Source organism: Paraburkholderia sp. BL21I4N1, assembly GCF_002973525.1.
Classification (GTDB): Bacteria; Pseudomonadota; Gammaproteobacteria; order Burkholderiales; family Burkholderiaceae; genus Paraburkholderia.
In genome coordinates this window covers 45,262-64,507 of record NZ_PVEN01000003.1, presented here as the reverse complement: position 1 = coordinate 64,507, position 19,246 = coordinate 45,262, and the positions used below count along the sequence as shown (strand labels likewise).

16 protein-coding genes are annotated in these 19,246 nt (G+C 63.3%); 10 read left to right on the top strand and 6 right to left on the bottom strand.

Annotation, left to right across the window (positions count from 1 at the left end):
* Positions 1 to 37 precede the first annotated feature (37 nt).
* The gene (locus tag B0G83_RS09910) at positions 38 to 778 is read left to right on the top strand and encodes a YafY family protein (protein WP_105507273.1); all 741 of its coding nucleotides are present in this window, start codon (positions 38 to 40) and stop codon (positions 776 to 778) included.
* Between the two features lie 62 nt (positions 779 to 840).
* Here B0G83_RS09910 and B0G83_RS09905 read toward each other — a convergent pair whose 3' ends face one another.
* From B0G83_RS09905 to B0G83_RS09895, 3 genes are read right to left on the bottom strand one after another with little or no spacing between them, the layout of a single operon-like run.
* Positions 841 to 2,295, bottom strand: coding sequence for an NAD(P)(+) transhydrogenase (Re/Si-specific) subunit beta (locus B0G83_RS09905; protein WP_105507272.1), 1,455 nt, complete (start codon positions 2,293 to 2,295; stop codon positions 841 to 843).
* A complete protein-coding gene (locus B0G83_RS09900) occupies positions 2,295 to 2,627 on the bottom strand; it encodes an NAD(P) transhydrogenase subunit alpha (protein WP_105507271.1) in 333 nt (110 codons plus the stop codon). The genes B0G83_RS09905 and B0G83_RS09900 overlap by 1 nt, the downstream gene beginning before the upstream one ends.
* 25 nt (positions 2,628 to 2,652) lie before the next feature.
* Entirely contained in the window at positions 2,653 to 3,795 is a 1,143-nt protein-coding gene (locus tag B0G83_RS09895) for a Re/Si-specific NAD(P)(+) transhydrogenase subunit alpha (RefSeq protein ID WP_105507270.1), read from the bottom strand.
* A gap of 282 nt (positions 3,796 to 4,077) precedes the next feature.
* Between B0G83_RS09895 and B0G83_RS09890 the strand changes: the two genes are divergently transcribed.
* From B0G83_RS09890 to B0G83_RS09850, 8 genes are all read left to right on the top strand, one after another.
* Positions 4,078 to 4,560 carry an NUDIX hydrolase gene (locus tag B0G83_RS09890; RefSeq protein WP_105507269.1) on the top strand — a complete coding sequence of 161 codons (483 nt, stop codon included), beginning with the start codon at positions 4,078 to 4,080 and terminating at the stop codon, positions 4,558 to 4,560.
* 124 nt (positions 4,561 to 4,684) lie between these two features.
* On the top strand, positions 4,685 to 5,830 hold the full coding sequence (gene mnmA / locus B0G83_RS09885) for a tRNA 2-thiouridine(34) synthase MnmA (RefSeq protein ID WP_105507268.1): 1,146 nt from the start codon (positions 4,685 to 4,687) through the stop codon (positions 5,828 to 5,830).
* A gap of 131 nt (positions 5,831 to 5,961) precedes the next feature.
* On the top strand, positions 5,962 to 7,572 hold the full coding sequence (locus tag B0G83_RS09880; RefSeq protein ID WP_105507267.1) for an FMN-binding glutamate synthase family protein: 1,611 nt from the start codon (positions 5,962 to 5,964) through the stop codon (positions 7,570 to 7,572).
* Positions 7,573 to 8,254: 682 nt separating this feature from the next.
* Positions 8,255 to 9,262 (top strand): glycine--tRNA ligase subunit alpha, encoded by a 1,008-nt coding sequence (gene glyQ, locus B0G83_RS09870; protein WP_105507265.1) that lies wholly within the window; start codon positions 8,255 to 8,257, stop codon positions 9,260 to 9,262.
* Positions 9,263 to 9,277: 15 nt separating this feature from the next.
* Positions 9,278 to 11,386: a glycine--tRNA ligase subunit beta gene (gene glyS / locus B0G83_RS09865; RefSeq protein WP_105507264.1), complete on the top strand. Its 2,109-nt coding sequence runs from the start codon at positions 9,278 to 9,280 to the stop codon at positions 11,384 to 11,386.
* A gap of 10 nt (positions 11,387 to 11,396) precedes the next feature.
* A complete protein-coding gene (gene gmhB, locus B0G83_RS09860) occupies positions 11,397 to 11,951 on the top strand; it encodes a D-glycero-beta-D-manno-heptose 1,7-bisphosphate 7-phosphatase (RefSeq protein WP_105507263.1) in 555 nt (184 codons plus the stop codon).
* Positions 11,952 to 11,991: 40 nt separating this feature from the next.
* Positions 11,992 to 12,750, top strand: coding sequence for a 1-acyl-sn-glycerol-3-phosphate acyltransferase (locus B0G83_RS09855; protein WP_105507262.1), 759 nt, complete (start codon positions 11,992 to 11,994; stop codon positions 12,748 to 12,750).
* A 44-nt stretch (positions 12,751 to 12,794) separates the two neighbouring features.
* The gene (locus B0G83_RS09850) at positions 12,795 to 13,697 is read left to right on the top strand and encodes a M48 family metallopeptidase (RefSeq protein ID WP_105507261.1); all 903 of its coding nucleotides are present in this window, start codon (positions 12,795 to 12,797) and stop codon (positions 13,695 to 13,697) included.
* Positions 13,698 to 13,783: 86 nt separating this feature from the next.
* Here B0G83_RS09850 and B0G83_RS09845 read toward each other — a convergent pair whose 3' ends face one another.
* Together B0G83_RS09845 and gloA are read right to left on the bottom strand one after the other, a co-directional pair.
* Positions 13,784 to 14,182: a hypothetical protein gene (locus B0G83_RS09845; protein ID WP_105507260.1), complete on the bottom strand. Its 399-nt coding sequence runs from the start codon at positions 14,180 to 14,182 to the stop codon at positions 13,784 to 13,786.
* 26 nt (positions 14,183 to 14,208) lie between these two features.
* Entirely contained in the window at positions 14,209 to 14,595 is a 387-nt protein-coding gene (gene gloA, locus B0G83_RS09840; RefSeq protein ID WP_105507259.1) for a lactoylglutathione lyase, read from the bottom strand.
* Positions 14,596 to 14,850: 255 nt separating this feature from the next.
* Between gloA and B0G83_RS09835 the strand changes: the two genes are divergently transcribed.
* Complete coding sequence (locus B0G83_RS09835) at positions 14,851 to 17,841, top strand: autotransporter outer membrane beta-barrel domain-containing protein (RefSeq protein WP_105507258.1); 2,991 nt, start codon at positions 14,851 to 14,853, stop codon at positions 17,839 to 17,841.
* Between the two features lie 52 nt (positions 17,842 to 17,893).
* Here B0G83_RS09835 and B0G83_RS09830 read toward each other — a convergent pair whose 3' ends face one another.
* Entirely contained in the window at positions 17,894 to 19,015 is a 1,122-nt protein-coding gene (locus B0G83_RS09830; protein WP_105507257.1) for a porin, read from the bottom strand.
* Between the last annotated feature and the right edge of the window lie 231 nt (positions 19,016 to 19,246).

The window sequence follows — 19,246 nt, the reverse complement described above, 5'->3', positions numbered from 1 at the left end:
CGGACGGGCGCGGCCAAAACGCTGACCGGGGTACGGCATGCGGCGCTATCATCGCGGGACCGTTCCCGTCCTCTTCTACCCATCGCCCACGATGACGCGCCGCGCCGACCGCCTGTTCCAGATCGCCGAACTGCTGCGCGGACGGCGCCTGACCACCGCGCAACAACTCGCCGATTGGCTCAACATTTCGCTACGTACGGTTTATCGCGACGTACGCGATCTGCAATTGTCGGGCGTGCCGATCGAAGGCGAAGCGGGCATTGGCTACCGTCTGAGTCGCGCGGCGAGTCTGCCGCCGCTGACCTTCACAGCCGACGAACTCGCCGCGCTCGCCGCCGGCGCGCGGATGCTCGAATCATGGGGCGGTTCAGGCTTCGCAAGCGGCGCGCGGGGCGCGCTGGCGAAGATCGCTTCCGCCATGCCAGCCGACAAACGAGCGGCGCTTGAGCGGCTCGCGGTGTTCGCGCCGTCATTTCACATCAAAGGGGATTTCTCGACGCAGCTCGACGCGCTGCATCGCGCGATCGACACGCGGCATGTGGTGGGCTTTGCCTATACCGATGCGAGCGGCGCGGCGAGCGAGCGACGCGTGTGGCCGCTCGCGCTCGCGTATTGGGGTGCGCGCTGGACGCTGGGCGCATGGTGCGAATTGCGCAGCGATTTTCGCAATTTCAGTCTGGAGAAGATGCAGAACCTTCAGATGCTCGAACCGTATCCGGATCAGGAAGGCAAACGGCTTGCGGATTTGATGCGGCATGTGAATGCGAAGCCGCGGTAGAGATCGACAAAAACCAAATTCGCAGCCCCCTGCCTGGCAGGCCGCGAATTCATCACGCCGAGTTATTCCACCGCCTTCACCATATCCTCGATCACCTTCTTCGCATCCCCGAACACCATCATCGTCTTGTCCATGTAGAACAGATCGTTGTCGAGCCCGGCATATCCCGCCGCCATCGACCGTTTATTCACGATGACCGTGCGCGCCTTATACGCCTCGATAATCGGCATGCCCGCAATCACCGACTTCGGATCGGTCTTCGCCGCCGGATTCACCACGTCGTTCGCGCCGAGCACCAGCACCACGTCGACCTGCCCGAACTCGCCGTTGATGTCGTCCATTTCGAACACCATGTCGTAGGGCACTTCGGCTTCGGCGAGCAGCACGTTCATGTGCCCCGGCATCCGTCCGGCCACCGGGTGAATCGCGTACTTCACATCGATGCCTTTCTCGACCAGCTTGTCGGTCAGCTCCTTCAACGCATGCTGCGCACGCGCCACCGCCAGCCCATAACCCGGCACGATCACCACCGTTTCCGCATTGCCGAGCATGAACGAGGCATCGTCGGCCGAGCCGGATTTCACCGGACGCTGTTCCGCCGATCCACCCGCCGCCGCCGCGCCGGCTTCATTGCCGAAGCCGCCGAGAATCACATTGAAGAACGACCGGTTCATCGCGCGACACATGATGTACGACAGAATCGCACCCGACGATCCCACCAGCGAGCCCGCGATAATCAGCATCGGATTGTTCAGCGAGAAGCCAATGCCCGCCGCCGCCCAGCCCGAATACGAGTTCAGCATCGACACGACCACCGGCATATCCGCGCCGCCGATCGGAATGATGATCAGCACGCCGAGCACGAACGCGATCACCGTCATGATGATGAACGGCAACCACGACTGCGTGAGGAAGAAGATGATGCCGAAGCCGAGCATCGCGAGTGCGAGCATCAGGTTGATCAGATGCTGTCCGCCATACACCACCGGCGCGCCCTGGAACAAGCGGAACTTGTACTTGCCCGACAGCTTGCCGAACGCGATCACCGACCCGGAGAACGTAATCGCGCCGACGAACGTGCCGATAAACAGTTCGACCCGATTGCCATAAGGCAGGAAACCCGGCGTCATATTGTCCGGATCGACGAGACCGAACGCCGACGGCTCCGACACCACCGCATACGCAATGCACACGGCCGCGAGACCGATCAGCGAGTGCATGGCCGCGACCAGTTCCGGCATCTTGGTCATCTCGACGCGCGCCGCGACGAACGCGCCGATCGCACCGCCGATCACCAGCGCAACCAGCAGCAAACCGAGCCCCAACCCCAGATTCGAGCCAAGCGCATTCGCCTGCTTGACGATCAGCGCGAGGGTCGTGACGATCGCGATCGCCATCCCGACCATGCCGAAGGTATTGCCGATGCGCGCCGTCTTCGGATTCGACAGCCCCTTGAGCGCCTGAATGAAACAAACGGACGCAACCAGATAAAGCAGCGTGACGACATTCAGGCTCATTACGCGTTCTCCTTGGCCGTCTTGGCTGCAGCGAGCTTCTTCGGCTCTTTCTTGCGGAACATCTCCAGCATTCGCCTCGTGACGAGAAAGCCGCCGAACACGTTGACCGCCGCGAGCGCGACGGCGAGCGTGCCGAAGAATTTGCCCGGCGTGCCTAACGTGAGCCCCGCGGCGAGCATCGCGCCGACGATTACGATCGCCGAGATCGCGTTGGTCACGGCCATCAGCGGCGTATGCAGCGCGGGCGTGACGTTCCAGACGACGTGGTAGCCGACGTAAATCGCCAGCACGAAGATGATCAGGTTGATGACGGTGTGGTTGATGACTTCCATCGCCGTTCTCCTTAGGTAGTTTGCGTCAGGTCTTGCGCGTGACTTCGCCGTCGCGGGCCAGCAGCGTGGCCGCGACGATGTCGTCCGCGAGATCGATATTCAACGTGCCTTCCTTCGTGACGATCAGCTTCAGGAAGTCGAGCAGGTTGCGCGCGTAGAGCGATGACGCGTCGGCGGGCACCATCGACGCCAGATTCGTATAGCCGACGATCTGCACGCCATGTTTGACGACCACCTGATCCGTCACGGTCAACGGGCAGTTGCCGCCGCGCTGGCCTTCGTATTCCGCGCCGCGTCCAGCGGCAAGGTCCACCAGCACGGAGCCGGGTTTCATCGCCTGCACGGTTTCCACCGAGATCAGCGTTGGCGCGGCGCGGCCTGGAATCAGCGCGGTGGAGATCACCACGTCGGCCTGCTTCGCGCGTTCATGCACGAGCGCCGATTGACGTGAGAGCCACGACGCCGGCATCGGCCGCGCGTAACCGCCGACGCCTTGCGCGGCTTCGCGCTCCTCGTCGGTTTCATAGGGCACGTCGAGAAACTTGGCGCCGAGCGATTCGATCTGCTCTTTCACCGCCGGCCGCACGTCCGACGCTTCGATCACCGCGCCCAGGCGCTTGGCGGTCGCGATCGCCTGCAAACCCGCCACGCCCGCGCCGAGAATCAGCACGCGCGCCGCTTTCACGGTGCCGGCCGCCGTCATCAGCATCGGCATGAAGCGGGGATAGAGTGTCGCCGCCAGCAACACTGCCTTGTACCCGGCGATGTTCGCCTGCGACGACAGCACGTCGAGACTCTGCGCGCGCGTGGTGCGCGGCGCGGCTTCCAGAGCGAACGCGGTCACGCCGGCCCCAGCCAGGCTGGCGGCGTTTTCGGCATTAAATGGATCGAGCATGCCGACCAGCGTCGCGCCGCGCTTGAGCAGCGGCAGTTCGGCCTCGGTTGGGGACTGGACTTTGAGAACGAGGTCGGCGCCGAATGCCGTGGCGGCGTCGACGATTTCCGCGCCGGCCGCCGTAAAGGCTTCGTCAGGAAAGCTCGCGCCGGTGCCGGCGCCGCTCTGGATCGTGACCCGGTGGCCCTGGGTCACATACTTCTTGACCGTTTCGGGCGTCGCGGCGACGCGGGTTTCGTGCGCGCGCGTCTCGGCTGGCACTCCGATGTGCATCGTTGTTCCTCCTCGACTTCCTGTTGACTGACGACAGTTCGGCCGACGAGGCACGCCGGCTTGCAAGTGCAACGGCTAACGCCCCACTTTAACCGAAACCGAAGCCGCGTCGAAATCGGGGACAATGCGGGGGCCCAGGCGGATGCGGGCTGCATCGTGCCGTGACGCGTGGGCCGGGCTCGCCGTCAGCCAGACGCGACCCATTGCCGCCCGACAGAATGCCGGTTGCCGCCCGACCCGCTTCCCGGCAGCCCAAGCCCATAAACGGTAAAATGCGCACCCATGAAACCGGAATCCTGGCTGCCGCACGTCACCGTTGCGGCGATTGTCGAGCGTGACGGGCGTTTCCTGCTGGTCGAGGAACATACCGTCGACGGCCTGCGCCTGAACCAGCCCGCCGGCCATCTGGAGGCGGGTGAAACGCTGCTGGAGGCGGTGCTCCGCGAAACGCTCGAAGAAACCGCCCACCCATTCGCACCCGAGGCGCTGGTCGGCATGTACATGACGCATTTCGAGCGGCCCGGTAGCGAAGGCGTGACCTATCTGCGCTTCACCTACTGCGGCACGAGCGGCGAACCGGACCCGGCGCGCGCGCTCGACACCGACATTGTCCGCACGCTGTGGATGAGCGCGGACGAATTGCGCGCCTGTCCCGAGCGGCATCGCACGCCGCTGGTCATGCAGTGCGTCGACGATTACCTCGCGGGCCGGCGTTTTCCGCTCGATTTCGTGCACACGCATTCGGTCGGGCGTAAGCAGGCATAGCAAAGGTGGCAGGCTCAAGCGCTGACAAAAGCGCGGCGGCAAGCAATCCCGGTAAGCGGTCAGCGCCGTCACGAGCGGCCAACCCACAATCCAACGAAGTCCCGCGGTACCCAGTGAGCATCTTATGAGCAAGCAGAAAGTCGTAGTAGGCATGTCGGGCGGCGTCGATTCGTCGGTTACCGCGTGGCTGCTGAAGGAACAGGGCTACGACGTGGTCGGCCTGTTCATGAAAAACTGGGAAGACGACGACGACAGCGAATACTGCTCGACGCGTCAGGACTGGATCGACGTGGTGTCGGTGGCGGACGTGATCGGCATCGACGTCGAAGCGGTCAACTTCGCCTCCGAATACAAAGACCGCGTGTTCGCCGAATTCCTGCGCGAATACTCGGCCGGCCGCACGCCGAACCCCGACGTGCTGTGCAATGCCGAAATCAAGTTCAAGGCCTTCCTCGACCACGCCATGTCGCTCGGCGCGGAAACCATCGCGACCGGCCACTACGCCCGCGTGCGCGAGAACGACGGCCGCTTCGAACTGCTGAAAGCGTTCGACCATACGAAAGACCAGTCGTACTTTCTGCATCGGCTGAATCAGGCGCAATTGTCGAAGACGCTGTTTCCGTTGGGCGAGATGCCGAAGACCCGGGTCCGCGAAATCGCCGAACAGATCGCGCTGCCGAATGCGAAGAAGAAAGACTCGACCGGCATCTGCTTCATCGGCGAACGGCCGTTCCGCGACTTTCTGAACCGCTACCTGCCCACGCAACCCGGCCCGATGAAAACAACCGACGGCAAAGTGGTCGGCGAACACATCGGCCTCGCGTTCTACACGTTCGGGCAACGCAAGGGCATTGGCTTGGGCGGCAGCAAGGAGGGCAGCGGCGAACCGTGGTTCGTGGCCGGCAAGGATATTCCGTCGAACACGCTGTATGTCGCGCAGGGGCACGATCATGCGTGGCTGCTGAGCCATACGCTGAGCGCGGGCAACACGAGCTGGGTCGCGGGCGAACCGCCGGCGGACGGCTTCGCGTGCGGCGCGAAAACCCGTTACCGGCAAGCGGACGCGGCCTGCACGTTCGGTAACGCGAACGTCGGACCAGGCCTGTTCGAGCTGAATTTCGCCGAGGCGCAATGGGCTGTCACACCGGGGCAATCCGCGGTGCTTTACGATGGCGACGTTTGCCTCGGCGGCGGCATCATTGAACACGCGGTGACCGGGCAGCCCATCGCGCGTCAGCCGCAGAAAGCGGCGCTGCTGAGCGCCCGCTGAGCGATGCGCTCAGGCAGTCGCAGCTAGCTTCACCATAACAAGCAGTCGTTCGTTCCCTTTCGCGGCGGTTCCGCTTGCGCCGACAGCGTCGGCGATCCCGCCGTGACGATCCCCACTGCACTGGAGTCCCCATGTTTTCTCGACGTTATCTGGCCATGTGGTGCGCAGTCGTGCTGCTCGCCGTCTGCGCGGCGCTCGGCGCGACGCAATACATTTCGTGGTTCTGGCTGGTCGTGCCGCTCGCGCTCGTCGCGCTCGGCCTGTTCGACCTGAACCAGCAGCGCCACGCGATTCTGCGCAACTATCCGCTGTGGGGGCATTTCCGCTTCCTGTTCGAATTCATCCGCCCGGAAATCCGCCAGTATTTCGTCGAAGACGATACCGACGAGAAACCGTTCTCGCGGGCCCAACGCAGCATCGTCTATCAGCGCGCGAAGAACGACGTGGACAGCCGCCCGTACGGCACCGAACTCGACGTCAAAGCGGTCGCGCACGAATGGATCAGCCACTCGCTCGCGCCCACCACGCTCGAGAATCACGACTTCCGCGTCGTGGTCGGACCGGACCGTGCGAAACCGTATTCGATGTCGATCTTCAACGTCTCGGCCATGAGCTTCGGCTCGCTGTCGGCGAATGCGATCATGGCGCTGAACCTCGGCGCGAAGAAAGGCAACTTCGCGCACGACACCGGCGAAGGCTCCATGTCGAAGTATCACCGCGAGCACGGCGGCGACATCATCTGGGAAATCGCGTCGGGCTACTTCGGCTGCCGTAACGACGACGGCACCTTCAGCGCGGAAAAATTCGCAAAGCAGGCCGCCGAGCCGCAAGTGAAGATGATCGAAGTGAAGCTGTCGCAAGGCGCGAAGCCGGGTCACGGCGGCGTGCTGCCGGCCGCCAAGATCACGCCGGAAATCGCCGAGACGCGCGGCGTGCCGATGGGCCGCGACTGCATCTCACCGGCCACGCATTCCGAGTTTTCGACGCCGCGCGGGCTGCTCGAATTCGTCGACCGTCTGCGCACGCTGTCGGGCGGCAAGCCAACTGGGTTCAAGTTGTGCATCGGGCATCCGTGGGAATTCTTCGGCATTGCGAAGGCGATGCTGGAGACGGGGATTCTGCCGGACTTCATCGTCGTGGACGGCGCCGAGGGCGGCACCGGCGCGGCGCCGCTGGAGTTCACCGATCACGTTGGCGTGCCGTTGCAGGAAGGCTTGCTGCTGGTGCATAACACGCTGGTCGGGATCGGCTTGCGGCAGCGCATTCGCATCGGCGCGAGCGGCAAGATGATCACCGCGTTCGACATCACCCGCACGCTGGCGATCGGCGCGGATTGGGTGAACGCGGCGCGCGGCTTCATGTTCGCGGTGGGCTGCATTCAGGCGCAGACCTGCCACACGGGCCGGTGCCCGACCGGCGTCGCGACGCAGGACCCCGTGCGTCAGCGCGCGCTGGTCGTGCCGGACAAGGCCGATCGCGTGTTCAACTTCCATCACAACACGCTGCACGCGTTGAAGGAAATCATTCAGGCCGCGGGCTTGAAGCATCCGGCGGAACTGCGCGCGCATCACATCGTGCGGCGGGTGTCGTCGCATGAGGTGCGGTTAATGTCGGATCTGCTGAAGTATCTGGAACCGAACGATCTAGTGAACGGCAATTACCGTTATTCGCTGTTCGAGAAGTACTGGCCGCTGGCGCAGAGCGATTCGTTTTCGCCGAAGGTGGAGTTGGCGGCGACCTAATTGAGTCGCAAGCGCTGATAGCTGATTAATGACGAAGGGCCGCAGAAGAGCGGCCCTTCGTCATTTTGAAAACGGCTTCCGTCTGAGCAGCGAATTCCGTCCACCCGACTAAGCCGACGGCATCATGGAAGCTGCCATGCCAACAAGCAGCAGGAGCGGCAGGGCCAATAGTGCGACGGCTTGCAAAACCCGGTACCACCGATTCCCTCGCACGTGAGTTTTCAAGCCGGCGAGCCACGTCAACAGGGTCAACGTTCCGATAGTCCACAGAATGTACGCCGCCGGCCCATCGGACAGCGCCGATGCGTAGCCCAGAAACTGAGACTGCCAAGTCAATTATTAAACTCCATGAAATTCCAGCTGAACGGTTCAAAACACTGAAGGCAGATCTGGTTTTTCTCCTTCGCCCTGAAAACATGGATTAGCGCTACTCCACGCAGCTCGCCCACTTTGGCCTGCGTCCATGTCTCAGATGTCAAAATTGGTCAACGTATAAGTTCCACCATCTGGTTCAGTCTCACAAGGCGAATCGGCTCCCCGGCCAATCACAAGACAGGCCGACAACCGCCAAAACGGACACCCCCCTCCCTTTCCGTTAAAATCGATGGTTTAGCACTTCGCTCCACGGCCACCTCGCGCGCTTCGGCGTTTGCGGCGCGGCCTCATGCCCGAAAGGCACTTCATGCTCACGTTTCAGCAAATCATCCTGACGCTGCAGTCCTACTGGGACAAGCAGGGTTGCGCGTTGCTCCAGCCGATCGACATGGAAGTCGGCGCGGGCACGTCCCACGTTCATACGTTCCTGCGCGCCATCGGCCCGGAACCGTGGCGGGCCGCCTACGTGCAGCCGTCGCGTCGCCCGAAAGACGGCCGCTACGGCCAGAACCCGAACCGTCTGCAGCATTACTACCAGTACCAGGTGGTGCTCAAGCCGGCGCCGGAAAACATCCTCGATCTGTACCTCGGCTCGCTCGAAGCACTCGGCTTCGACCTGAAGCAGAACGACGTGCGCTTCGTCGAAGACGACTGGGAAAATCCCACCCTCGGCGCGTGGGGCCTCGGCTGGGAAGTGTGGCTGAACGGCATGGAAGTGACCCAGTTCACCTACTTCCAGCAAGTAGGCGGTCTGGATTGCAAGCCGGTGCTCGGCGAAATCACCTACGGTCTCGAACGTCTCGCCATGTATCTGCAGAAAGTCGAGAACATCTACGACCTGGTCTGGACCGAGTGGGAAGAACAAGGCCCGAACGGCCCGGAAATCCGCCGCCTCACGTACGGCGACGTCTACCACCAGAACGAAGTCGAACAGTCCGCCTACAACTTCGAGCACGCGAACGTCGAGCTGCTGTTCTCGATCTTCAACAGCTACGAAGCGGAAGCCAAGCGCATGATGGAAGCGCAGATCGCGCTGCCTGCTTATGAGCTGGTGCTGAAGGCCGGCCACACGTTCAACCTGCTGGACGCGCGCGGCGCGATTTCGGTCACGGAACGCGCGGCCTATATTGGCCGTATCCGTACGCTGTCGAAGCTGGTTGCACAGGCTTACTACGATTCGCGCGAAAAGCTCGGCTTCCCGATGCTCGGCAATCCGGTGCACGGCGTGCCCGGCCTCACGACCGACGAGCAAGACGCCGCGATGCCCGCCTGGGCGCCGCCGCTGAAAGTCGAACGCAAGATCGATCCGGACTGACGAGAACACCCAGACATGACTCAACCTCACCAAGCTACCCTGCTCGTCGAACTGCTGACCGAAGAACTGCCGCCGAAAGCGCTCGCACGTCTCGGCGACGCGTTCGCAGAAGGCATCGCGCAGCGCCTCGCGGCGCGCGACCTGATCGAAGGCGAACTGTCGTTCGAACGCTATGCGACGCCGCGTCGCCTCGCCGTCACGATCAAAAACGTGCGCGCCGTCGCGCCGGAAAAACAGGTGCGCGAAAAAGTGCTGCCGGTGTCCGTCGCTCTGGACAAAGACGGTCAACCCACGGCACCGCTCGCGAAGAAACTCGCGGCGCTCGGCTTCCCCGATTTCTCGGTGAACGATCTCGAACGCGCGCAAGACGGCAAGGCCGAAGCGTTCTTCCTGCGCTACGCCGCGCCGGGCGCAACGCTCGCCGACGGCCTGCAAGCCGCGCTGGACGAAGCGCTCGCCACGTCGAAGCTGCCTATTCCCAAGGTCATGACGTATCAACGTCCGGACGGCACGAACATCCAGTTCGTGCGCCCGGCGCAACGTCTGACAGTTCTGCACGGCGATCAGATCGTGCCGGTCAGCGCGCTCGGCATCGACGCCGACGACACCACGCTCGGCCATCGTTTCCTGTCCGAAGGCTTCGTGCAGATCCAGCACGCCGACTCGTACGCGGACACGCTGCTGCACAAAGCCCATGTGGTCGCGAACTTCGCCGACCGCAAAGCGACCATCCGCACGCATCTGCTCGCGCAAGCCGACGGCGACCAGGTGGTGATGCCGGATTCGCTGCTGGACGAAGTGACGTCGCTGGTCGAATGGCCGGTGGTGTACGCCTGCCGCTTCGAGGACGAATTCCTGCAAGTGCCGCAGGAATGTCTGATCCTCACCATGCAGACCAACCAGAAGTATTTCGCGCTGACCCATACGAACGGCAAGCTGCGTTCGCGCTTCCTGATCGTGTCGAACATCGAAACGGCTACACCGGGCGATATCGTCGAAGGCAATGAGCGCGTGGTGCGCCCGCGCCTCGCCGACGCGAAGTTCTTCTTCGAGCAGGACAAGAAGAAACCGCTCGCGGACCGCGTGCCGCTGCTCGCGAACGTCGTGTATCACAACAAACTGGGCTCGGCGCTGCAACGCGTCGAACGTGTGGAAGGACTGGCCGGTGCAATCGCCGCGCTGACCGGCGCCGACGTCGCGCTCGCGCAGCGCGCCGCGCGTCTGGCCAAGGCCGACCTGATCACCGACATGGTCGGCGAATTCCCCGAGTTGCAAGGCACGATGGGCACGTACTACGCGCGCCACGACGGCGAGCCGGAAGAAGTCGCGCTCGCGTGCTCGGAACACTATCAGCCGCGTTTCTCCGGCGACGCGCTGCCCACCACCGCGACCGGCACCGTCGTCGCGCTGGCCGACAAGCTCGAAACGCTGGTCGGCATCTGGGGCATCGGCCTGCAACCCACGGGCGAAAAAGACCCGTTCGCGTTGCGCCGTCACGCACTCGGCGTGCTGCGCATTCTGGTCGAGAAGCAACTGCCGGTCGACTTCGTCGAATTGCTGCGCGCCGCTTACGCGCAATTCGCCGCGGTGCCGAACGTCGCCGATTCGACGCAAGCCATTTACGAGTTCGGCATGGACCGTTTGCGCGGTCTGCTGCGCGAACGCGGCTACGCGCCGGGCGAAATCGACGCGGTGCTGGCGCTGAATCCCACGCGTCTCGACGACATCGTCGCGCGTCTGGATGCGGTGCGCGAATTCGCGTTGCTGCCTGAAGCGGCGTCGCTCGCGGCGGCCAACAAGCGTATCTCGAACATCCTGAAGAAGTCGGAAGGCGTAGCCCCTACCGGCGGCGTGCAGGTCACACTGCTCGTCGAAGCGGCGGAAAAGGCCTTGCATGCACAGCTCGAACAGGTTGCGCCGCGCGTGCAGTCGCAACTCGCCGCGCGAGACTACACGGGCGCGCTGACCGCGCTCGCCGCATTGCGCGAACCGGTCGACACATTCTTCAACGACGTGATGGTCAACGCCGAAGATCCGGCGTTGCGCGCCAATCGTCTGGCTTTGCTCGGCGCACTGCATCAGCAGATGAATTGCGTCGCCGATATTTCCCGACTCGCTGCCTGAGCCCCGCGCCATGCCGACCAAAAAAGTGGTGATCCTCGACCGCGACGGCGTGATCAACGTCGACTCCGACGCGTTCATCAAGTCGCCGGACGAATGGGTGCCGCTGCCCGGTTCGCTCGAAGCGATCGCGCGGCTGAACCAGGCCGGCTATCGCGTGGCGGTCGCCACCAATCAGTCGGGCATTGGCCGCGGTCTGTTCGACATGAACGCGCTCAATGCAATGCATCTGAAGATGCATCGCCTGGCGGCGGCAGTCGGCGGGCGCATTGAAGCGGTGTTCTTCTGCCCGCACACGGCGGAAGATCACTGCGAGTGTCGCAAGCCGAAACCCGGCATGCTGAAGATGATCGCCGAGCGCTTCGAGGTCGATCCGCCGCACACGCCCGTGGTGGGCGATGCGATGCGCGATCTGCAAGCGGGCGCGGCGCTCGGTCATCCGACTCATCTGGTGCTGACCGGCAAGGGTCGCAAAACGCTCGCGGCCGGCGGCCTGCCTGAAGGTACGCGCGTGCATGACGACCTGCGCGCCTTCGCACTCGACTTCCTCGCCGACGCTCACGAGTGACGCGCGCCACGCGCGTCCCCAACCCTCACTGACCACGCCGATGCGCTTCATTCGTTCTCTGCTGCTGCTGATCTACCTCGTTCTGTACACGGTGCCGTACGCGTGCGCGTGCTTCATCGCGTTTCCGTTCATGCGCGCCGACAAGCGCTACTGGATGGCCGCAGGGTGGTGCAAGAGTACCCTGCACGTGGTGCGCTGGCTCAACGGCATTCGCTACACCATCGAAGGCTTCGAGAACCTGCCCAACGGTCCCGCCGTGCTGCTGTCGAAGCATCAATCGGCATGGGAAACGGTGGCGTTTCCGGCGCTGATGCCGCGTCCGCTGTGCTACGTGTTCAAGCGCGAACTGCTGTATGTGCCGTTCTTCGGCTGGGCGCTCGGTTTGCTGAAGATGGTTCATATCGATCGCAAGGAGGGCAAGTACGCGTTCGAATCCGTCATCAAGCAAGGCAAGACGCGCATGGCCGAGGGCGCGTGGGTCATCATGTTTCCGGAAGGTACGCGCACGCGCACCGGCACGCAGGGCAAATACAAAACCGGCGGCGCGCGCTTCGCGGTCGCCACCGGCGCACCGGTCGTTCCGATCGCGCATAACGCCGGACGCCTGTGGCCTCGCAACTCGTTTCTTAAATATGCGGGTATAGTCACAGTGTCGATCGGCAAGCCGATCGACACGACGGGGCTCACGCCCGAAGAAGTGAACGCGCGCGTCGAACAGTGGATCGAAACTGAAATGCGTCGCATCGATCCTACCGCGTACAGCGCGACGGAAACCCGTTCCGCCGCCGCACCAATCTGACGCGCCCACGCCCTCGAAGGCGTATTAGCGCGAAGCCGAAACCGATGCAGAAGTCTCCTACGTCGCAGCCCGCTGCGGCGCTCGATAACCGGCAACTCGATCTCCCGCTCTTCGCCGAGCCGGGGTCGACGTCGTCGTCCCCGTCACCCTCCGCGCCTTCTTCCGGTTCTGCCGGGAGTGCGTCGGGCACACTGCAATCCGCTGGACTGCTCGCGCCAGATGGCAGTAAGTTGCGCAGCCTCGTCGTCGGTTCACGCACGCTGCATTACGCGCTCAAGCGTTCCGCGCGCCGCTCGATCGGCTTTGCGATCGACAGCACGGGTTTGACGATCACCGCACCGCGTTGGGTCACACTCGCCGATATCGAAACCGCGATCACCGAAAAGCAGCGCTGGATTTTCGCGAAGCTGATCGAATGGCAAACGCGTGTCGAACAACGCGCGTTGCCGAAGGTCGATTGGAAAGATGGCGCCGAAGTACCGTATCTCGGCCAGCCGGTGCGCGTGATACTCGGCTCGCCGCAAGGCACGCTTCAGTTCAGCGCGAGCGATGCGGCGTTGCAGGTGCCGTTACCGTTGCAAGCCGATCCGCAGCAGATCAAGGACCGCGTGCAAGGCTGGCTGCAGGGCGAAGCGAAGCGTCTGTTCGGCGAACGTCTCGCGATCTATTCGGAGAAGCTGGGCGTCAGCTATCGCACGTATGCGCTGTCTTCGGCGGCGACGCGCTGGGGAAGTTGTTCGAGCGACGGCAAAATTCGCCTGAACTGGCGGCTGATTCACTTTCCGCTGTCCATCATCGACTATGTGGTCGCGCACGAGCTCGCGCATCTGCGTGAGATGAATCACAGCCCGCGTTTCTGGCAAACGGTGGAATCGATTTTTCCGGAATTCCGCGAGGCGCGGCAGACGTTGAAGTCGCATCCGCCGGAATTGTTGCCGACGCTTTAGCGATATCGCTTAGACCGCCTGAGACGAAAACGGCGCTTCATCCTGAAGCGCCGTTTTTCTTTTGTGCTGCCGGGACTAACGTCGGCTCACTCCGTGCAGAACGTTTCCTGCAGATGACGCCACCTCACCTTGCCGTGCGCGTCGAGTTCCATCACCGCCGTGGAGCGCCGTACGTTCGCGTTGCCCACACCGTCGCGCTGATACTCGCGATATTTCACGACCGCGCCCGCCGCATGATCGGCGACGATCTCCATGTCGCGGATCATGATTTGCGAGCCCGGACGCGCACCGCGCAGCTTCGCGAATACTTCTTGCGTGCCGGCATAATCGAGCGCGTTGCCGTTCGTCATGACCAGCGTGAATTGCGGCGTGAAGCGCGCCATGATTCGTTGCAGCGCGCCTTCGTCCGCCGAGCCGTCGAACAGCGCCGCGATTTCCACGTGGATCTCGTCGAGTTCTTTAAAGTAGGGATTGCTGTTATTCATTATGGAATCTCGCCCTGCCGTCGGCGTTATTTCTTCTTCTGGATGAACTCGATCTTGTAGCCGTCCGGATCCGTGACGAACGCGATCACCGTGGTGCCGTGTTTCATCGGGCCGGCTTCGCGCACTACCGTGCCGCCTTGGGCCTTGATCTTGTCGCACGCGGCGTAGGCGTCGTCGACTTCGACAGCGAGATGCCCGAAGCCGCTGCCGAGGTCGTACGACGGCGTGTCCCAGTTGTGCGTGAGTTCGAGGACCGTGCCCTCGCGTTCGTCCGTGTAGCCGACGAAGGCCAGCGTGAATTTGCCGTCCGGATAGTCGTCGCGGCGCAGCAGTTTCATGCCGAGCATCTCGGTGTAGAAGGCGATCGAACGATCCAGGTCGCCGACCCGAAGCATGGTGTGAAGCAGGCGCATGGTGCACTCCCTGTGGGGTGATAAAACGAGACCGTCAATGTACCCGGAATCACGCTGCGCTGCAGCGTGCGGAGCAGGCGTGACGGGCGCGCCCGCGGTCGTACGGCCGGCTTATGCCGTGTCATACGCGGGTTGACTATTTTCATCTGACAATCCATTCTTCCTGAACCGTCCGGCAGCAAAAATCGAGGGGACGGCACAGGAACAGGCGGACCCGCAGGAAAGAATCAGGCCTGTTCGACAGGAGGACTTCCTATGTGTCGTCCGGGCCACCGGCACGCGCCGGCTCGTCTGCTCGAAGCGCTGTCGTCCACCATCGGGCTCGCCATCCTGCTGCCTTGCGAGCCCGTGTTAGCGGCTTGCGACAACGTCAATCCGGTCAGCGGACAAACCGTCACCTGCACCGGCAGCGTCCCGAATCCCTCCACCACGAGTATCACGGCCGCAGCGAACAGCGCCAATGTCACGGTCAACGTGCAAGCCGGCGCTGAACTCGACGTCAACGGCAACAACGTCATTCTCGTGCGCGACGGCAGCACGGTGACGAATCTCGGCACGTTGACCGGCGCCGGCGACACCTTCGACGCGATTTCCGCGCACGGCGCGAGCGGCGGCTCGGGTCGGAACGTGCTGGTCAATCGCGGCAACATCACGACCAGCGGCGTCGAGTCCGAGGGCATGTACAACGACGCCGCCGCGGTCACGATGCTCAACGACACCACCGGCGTGATCCGCACGAGCGGCGACGCATCGGCGGCGATGCACGATTTCCAGAGCCCCGGCGGCGGCACCTTGACCAACGACGGCACGCTCTCCACCACTGGCGCCAGTTCACCCGGCATGGCCGCGTTGACCAACAACGACACGCTCGTCAACAACGGCACGATCACGACGACCGGCGCGGGATCGTACGGCATACGGACGAACGGCAACGCGGTCGGCGGCCCCGGCAACAACGTGATCGTCAACCACGGCACGATCGACGTCTCCGGCACGGACGCGCACGGCATCGTGTCGTCGGATACGGCGCCGGGCGTCGTCACGAATACCGGCTCGGTGACTGCGCATGGCGTGGGCGGCGTCGGCGCGATCTTTTCCGGCAACGTCACGCTGAACAACGCGGCCGGCGCTAGCATCGTCAGCCAGCAGGCCAACGCGATCGTCGCCAATGGCGGCGGCACGTTCAACAATGCCGGCACGATCTCCGGCGCGATCAACGCGATCGCGTTCGCCAATGCCGGCGCGACGATCGACAACAGCGGATCGATCGTCGCGGCGACGAGTCAGGCGATCAGTTCCATCGGCACGTTCAATATCGTCATCAACAACACCGGCACCATCGCGGGCGGAAACGGGCGCGCGATCTGGACCGACAGCGGTAACGACACGTTCAACTGGCGTGGCGGCACCGTCACGGGCTTCGTACGCTTCAGCGCAGGCGACGACACCGCCACGCTCACCAACCTCACTGACGCGAATCTGAGCGGCGTGCCGAGCTTCGACGGCGGCACCGGCAACGATTTGCTAACGTTCGATCACACGTCGGCGAGCGGCGTGAGCCGCTTTATTAACTGGGAGACGGTCAATGCGGTGAACGGCAGTCAGCTGACGCTCGACAGTCAGGGACTCACGCTCGGCGATAGCGGCACGCTAACCGGCACGCTCAATGTCGACGCGACCAGCACCGTGTTCGCGGGCGGTCTGGCAAGCGCGGCGACGATTGCGCCGGCGGTCGCGGGACAACTCGTCACCGTGAACAACGCCGGCACGTTCGATCTGACCAACGGCGGCGCGAATACGCAAGCCACGCTGGTGATCGACGGCAACTACGTCGGGCTCAACGGGCGATTGCTGCTGCAAAGCGTGCTCGGCGCCGACGGGTCGCCGAGCGGCAAGCTGGTGATCGCGCAGGGGGTTGGCTCGGGCAGTACGACGCTGGGCGTGACCAATGTGGGCGGCAACGGCGGCGCCACGCTGACGGATGGGATTCTCGTGGTGCAGGCCACCAACGGCGCAACGACGACGGCCAGTGCGTTCACGTTGCCGAAACCGCTAATGGCCGGCGCTTATACGTACTATCTGTTCAAAGGCGGCGTGAGTGCGGGGACGGGGGATAACTGGTATTTGCGTTCGAGTCTGGCGGCGGTGCCAACGCCGGCGCCGGCGCCTGCTCCAACGCCAACTCCGACTCCAACCCCCACGCCGCCGCCCGAATCCGCCGCCAGCCCAATCGCGGCGCCCGGCACGCCCGCCTTACCCGCAGCGCCGCCCGCGGGCGCCACCCCCACGCCGCTCTATCGGATGGAAGTCCCCGTCTACGCCGAAGTCCCCGTGCTCACGCGCGAACTCGGCATCGCGCAGATCGGCACCTTCCACGACCGCCAGGGCGAACAGTCGTTGCTCGACGAAAGCGGCCCGCTACCCGCCGCGTGGGCACGCGTCTGGGGCGAACACACATCGCAAACCAGCAGCGGCGGCGCCAACCCCGACTTCAGCGGCACGATCAGCGGCGTGCAGGTCGGCCACGATCTCTACGCCGATCGCAGCGCGAGCGGACATCGCAACCACTATGGTTTTTTCCTCGGCTTCGCTCGCGCGCAAGGCGATGTGAACGGCTTCGCGCTCGGCTTTCCCGATCTGTCGGCCGGACATCTCGCGATCAACGCGTACAGCGTCGGCGCGTACTGGACACACATTGGTCCGGGCGGCTGGTACACCGATGCCGTCGCCATGGGCAGCGCGCTGACGCTGGACCCGATGTCGAATCAAGGCCTCGGCGCGAGCACGCGGGGTCACGCGGTGACGACGTCGCTCGAGGCCGGCCTGCCGATTCCGCTGCGCGCCAACCTGAGCCTCGAACCGCAGATGCAATTGATCTGGCAGCACGCCTCGATCGACGATCTCAACGATGGCATTTCAAGCGTCTCGTTCCACTCGGCCAACGGCTTCGTGGGACGACTCGGCTTGCGTCTGCAAGGCGCGTTCGAAGGTGCGGGCGTGCAGTGGCAACCGTATTTGCGGGCGAATTTGTGGCGCTATTTCAGTGGCACCGACAGCGTGACTTACGCGGGCAGCACGGTGATTCCGTCGAATGTCGCGGCCACGGCGGCGCAATTCGGCATGGGTATCGTCGCGCATCCGAGCGCGCGCGGCAGCGTGTTCGCGGCCGCGAGTTACACGACGAATGTGAATGGCGAGCATCGCAGCAGCGTCGAGGGCGATCTTGGCGTGCGTTGGCGTTGGTGATTGCGGGTGAACCGTGAACGGGTTCGAATCACGCCGATGCGCACAGACGATTTCAAAACTGATGCCGGATTCCCGCCATCAACCCGACCTGCGTGCCCTTCTGCGCGAGCCCAATACTGTTGACGCCCTGCAGTTGCGCGCCGATCAGATCGCCGCGATAGATTGCGTAATCGCCTTCCAGATAAACGTCGGTGCGCTTCGACAGGTTGTAGTCCGCGACCAGTTGATATTGCCAGGCCGAACCGTCTTGCGCGTGCGTCTTGCCGTCCTGCAGCGTGCGCCAGATATTCGCGGCGAAGTGCCACGCGTTGCCGACCTGCTGCGTGATACCGCCCATGATCATGCGACGCCGCGAAAAGTCCGTGTACTTGAGCGCCGTCAGCTCGGGCGCGGTGAACGGCCCATTGGCGAAATTGGAAAAGCCCGCGTCGTTCCGATTGACGATATAACCCGCCGAGAAACGCGTGAGATTCCACGTGTACGAACCACCGAACGTCCAATCTTTCGCGGCCGCGCCATTGACCGAATCCTTCGACTCTTCATACGCGGCGCCCACGCTGAACGGGCCGCCCGCCGGCCCGTAAGCGGCCGCCGCGCCGAACTGGCTGCCGTACGAATTGCCCGCATTGCCGCCGAATGCGTAGCCTGCCGCGAACGTGAAGCCGTTGTATCTCGCCTGATACTGCACCTGATTGCTGGTCCAGATGCCGCCTGTCATCGTCACTTCGGGCTGAAAGCTGAAATCGTAGGGGATCCAGGAATTGCTGCCGTAACCGCCGACAGTAATCCCCTCGATCATCACGTTGTACTGCCGCCCAATAATCACCTGCCCGTACGATTCCGAGCGCACGCCGATCTGGGCTTCGTTGAAAAACGGCAGGGTGGGATCGCTCTGACCGCTGTTGATATAGATACGGTTTTCGAGCTTGAAAAACGTCGACCAGCCGCCGCCGAGATCCTCGACGCCCTTCAAACCCCAGCGGCTCTGCGTCATGCCGCCGTTACCCAATCCGAGCGATGCATCTCCGGCCTGGTTCGCATGCGTCAGATAGCGCACGCTTTCGTCGACCACGCCGTACAGCGTCACGCTAGATTGCGCGTGCGCGATCTGACAGCCGAATGACGCGATGGCGGCGGGCACCAGGGCCGCCGTCCACCTGCTGACGTTTTTCATACCGTCTCCTCGTACAGATTCCGCTTTGCGCGGATAAGACTCCTCTGCTTTGGCCGGCGCGACTCGACCGGCGCGCTGCAATTCAGTCGATGCGGCCCGTACGAAAATCCTGACGAAACGCTTGTGGTCGAACCTTAGCGCGAAACGTCGACGGTAAAAAATTAGTCTGACGTGAGTGAGGCGGAGTGTTGTTAAGACGGCAAAATGCTTGCGGGATGTGAGAAGCACGCG

Coding starts and splice junctions, on each gene's coding strand:
- B0G83_RS09910 (WP_105507273.1), top strand. CDS start 38: ATGCGGCGCTATCATCGCGGGACCGTTCCCGTCCTCTTCTACCCATCG.
- B0G83_RS09905 (WP_105507272.1), bottom strand. CDS start 2,295: ATGAGCCTGAATGTCGTCACGCTGCTTTATCTGGTTGCGTCCGTTTGT.
- B0G83_RS09900 (WP_105507271.1), bottom strand. CDS start 2,627: ATGGAAGTCATCAACCACACCGTCATCAACCTGATCATCTTCGTGCTG.
- B0G83_RS09895 (WP_105507270.1), bottom strand. CDS start 3,795: ATGCACATCGGAGTGCCAGCCGAGACGCGCGCGCACGAAACCCGCGTC.
- B0G83_RS09890 (WP_105507269.1), top strand. CDS start 4,078: ATGAAACCGGAATCCTGGCTGCCGCACGTCACCGTTGCGGCGATTGTC.
- mnmA (WP_105507268.1), top strand. CDS start 4,685: ATGAGCAAGCAGAAAGTCGTAGTAGGCATGTCGGGCGGCGTCGATTCG.
- B0G83_RS09880 (WP_105507267.1), top strand. CDS start 5,962: ATGTTTTCTCGACGTTATCTGGCCATGTGGTGCGCAGTCGTGCTGCTC.
- glyQ (WP_105507265.1), top strand. CDS start 8,255: ATGCTCACGTTTCAGCAAATCATCCTGACGCTGCAGTCCTACTGGGAC.
- glyS (WP_105507264.1), top strand. CDS start 9,278: ATGACTCAACCTCACCAAGCTACCCTGCTCGTCGAACTGCTGACCGAA.
- gmhB (WP_105507263.1), top strand. CDS start 11,397: ATGCCGACCAAAAAAGTGGTGATCCTCGACCGCGACGGCGTGATCAAC.
- B0G83_RS09855 (WP_105507262.1), top strand. CDS start 11,992: ATGCGCTTCATTCGTTCTCTGCTGCTGCTGATCTACCTCGTTCTGTAC.
- B0G83_RS09850 (WP_105507261.1), top strand. CDS start 12,795: ATGCAGAAGTCTCCTACGTCGCAGCCCGCTGCGGCGCTCGATAACCGG.
- B0G83_RS09845 (WP_105507260.1), bottom strand. CDS start 14,182: ATGAATAACAGCAATCCCTACTTTAAAGAACTCGACGAGATCCACGTG.
- gloA (WP_105507259.1), bottom strand. CDS start 14,595: ATGCGCCTGCTTCACACCATGCTTCGGGTCGGCGACCTGGATCGTTCG.
- B0G83_RS09835 (WP_105507258.1), top strand. CDS start 14,851: ATGTGTCGTCCGGGCCACCGGCACGCGCCGGCTCGTCTGCTCGAAGCG.
- B0G83_RS09830 (WP_105507257.1), bottom strand. CDS start 19,015: ATGAAAAACGTCAGCAGGTGGACGGCGGCCCTGGTGCCCGCCGCCATC.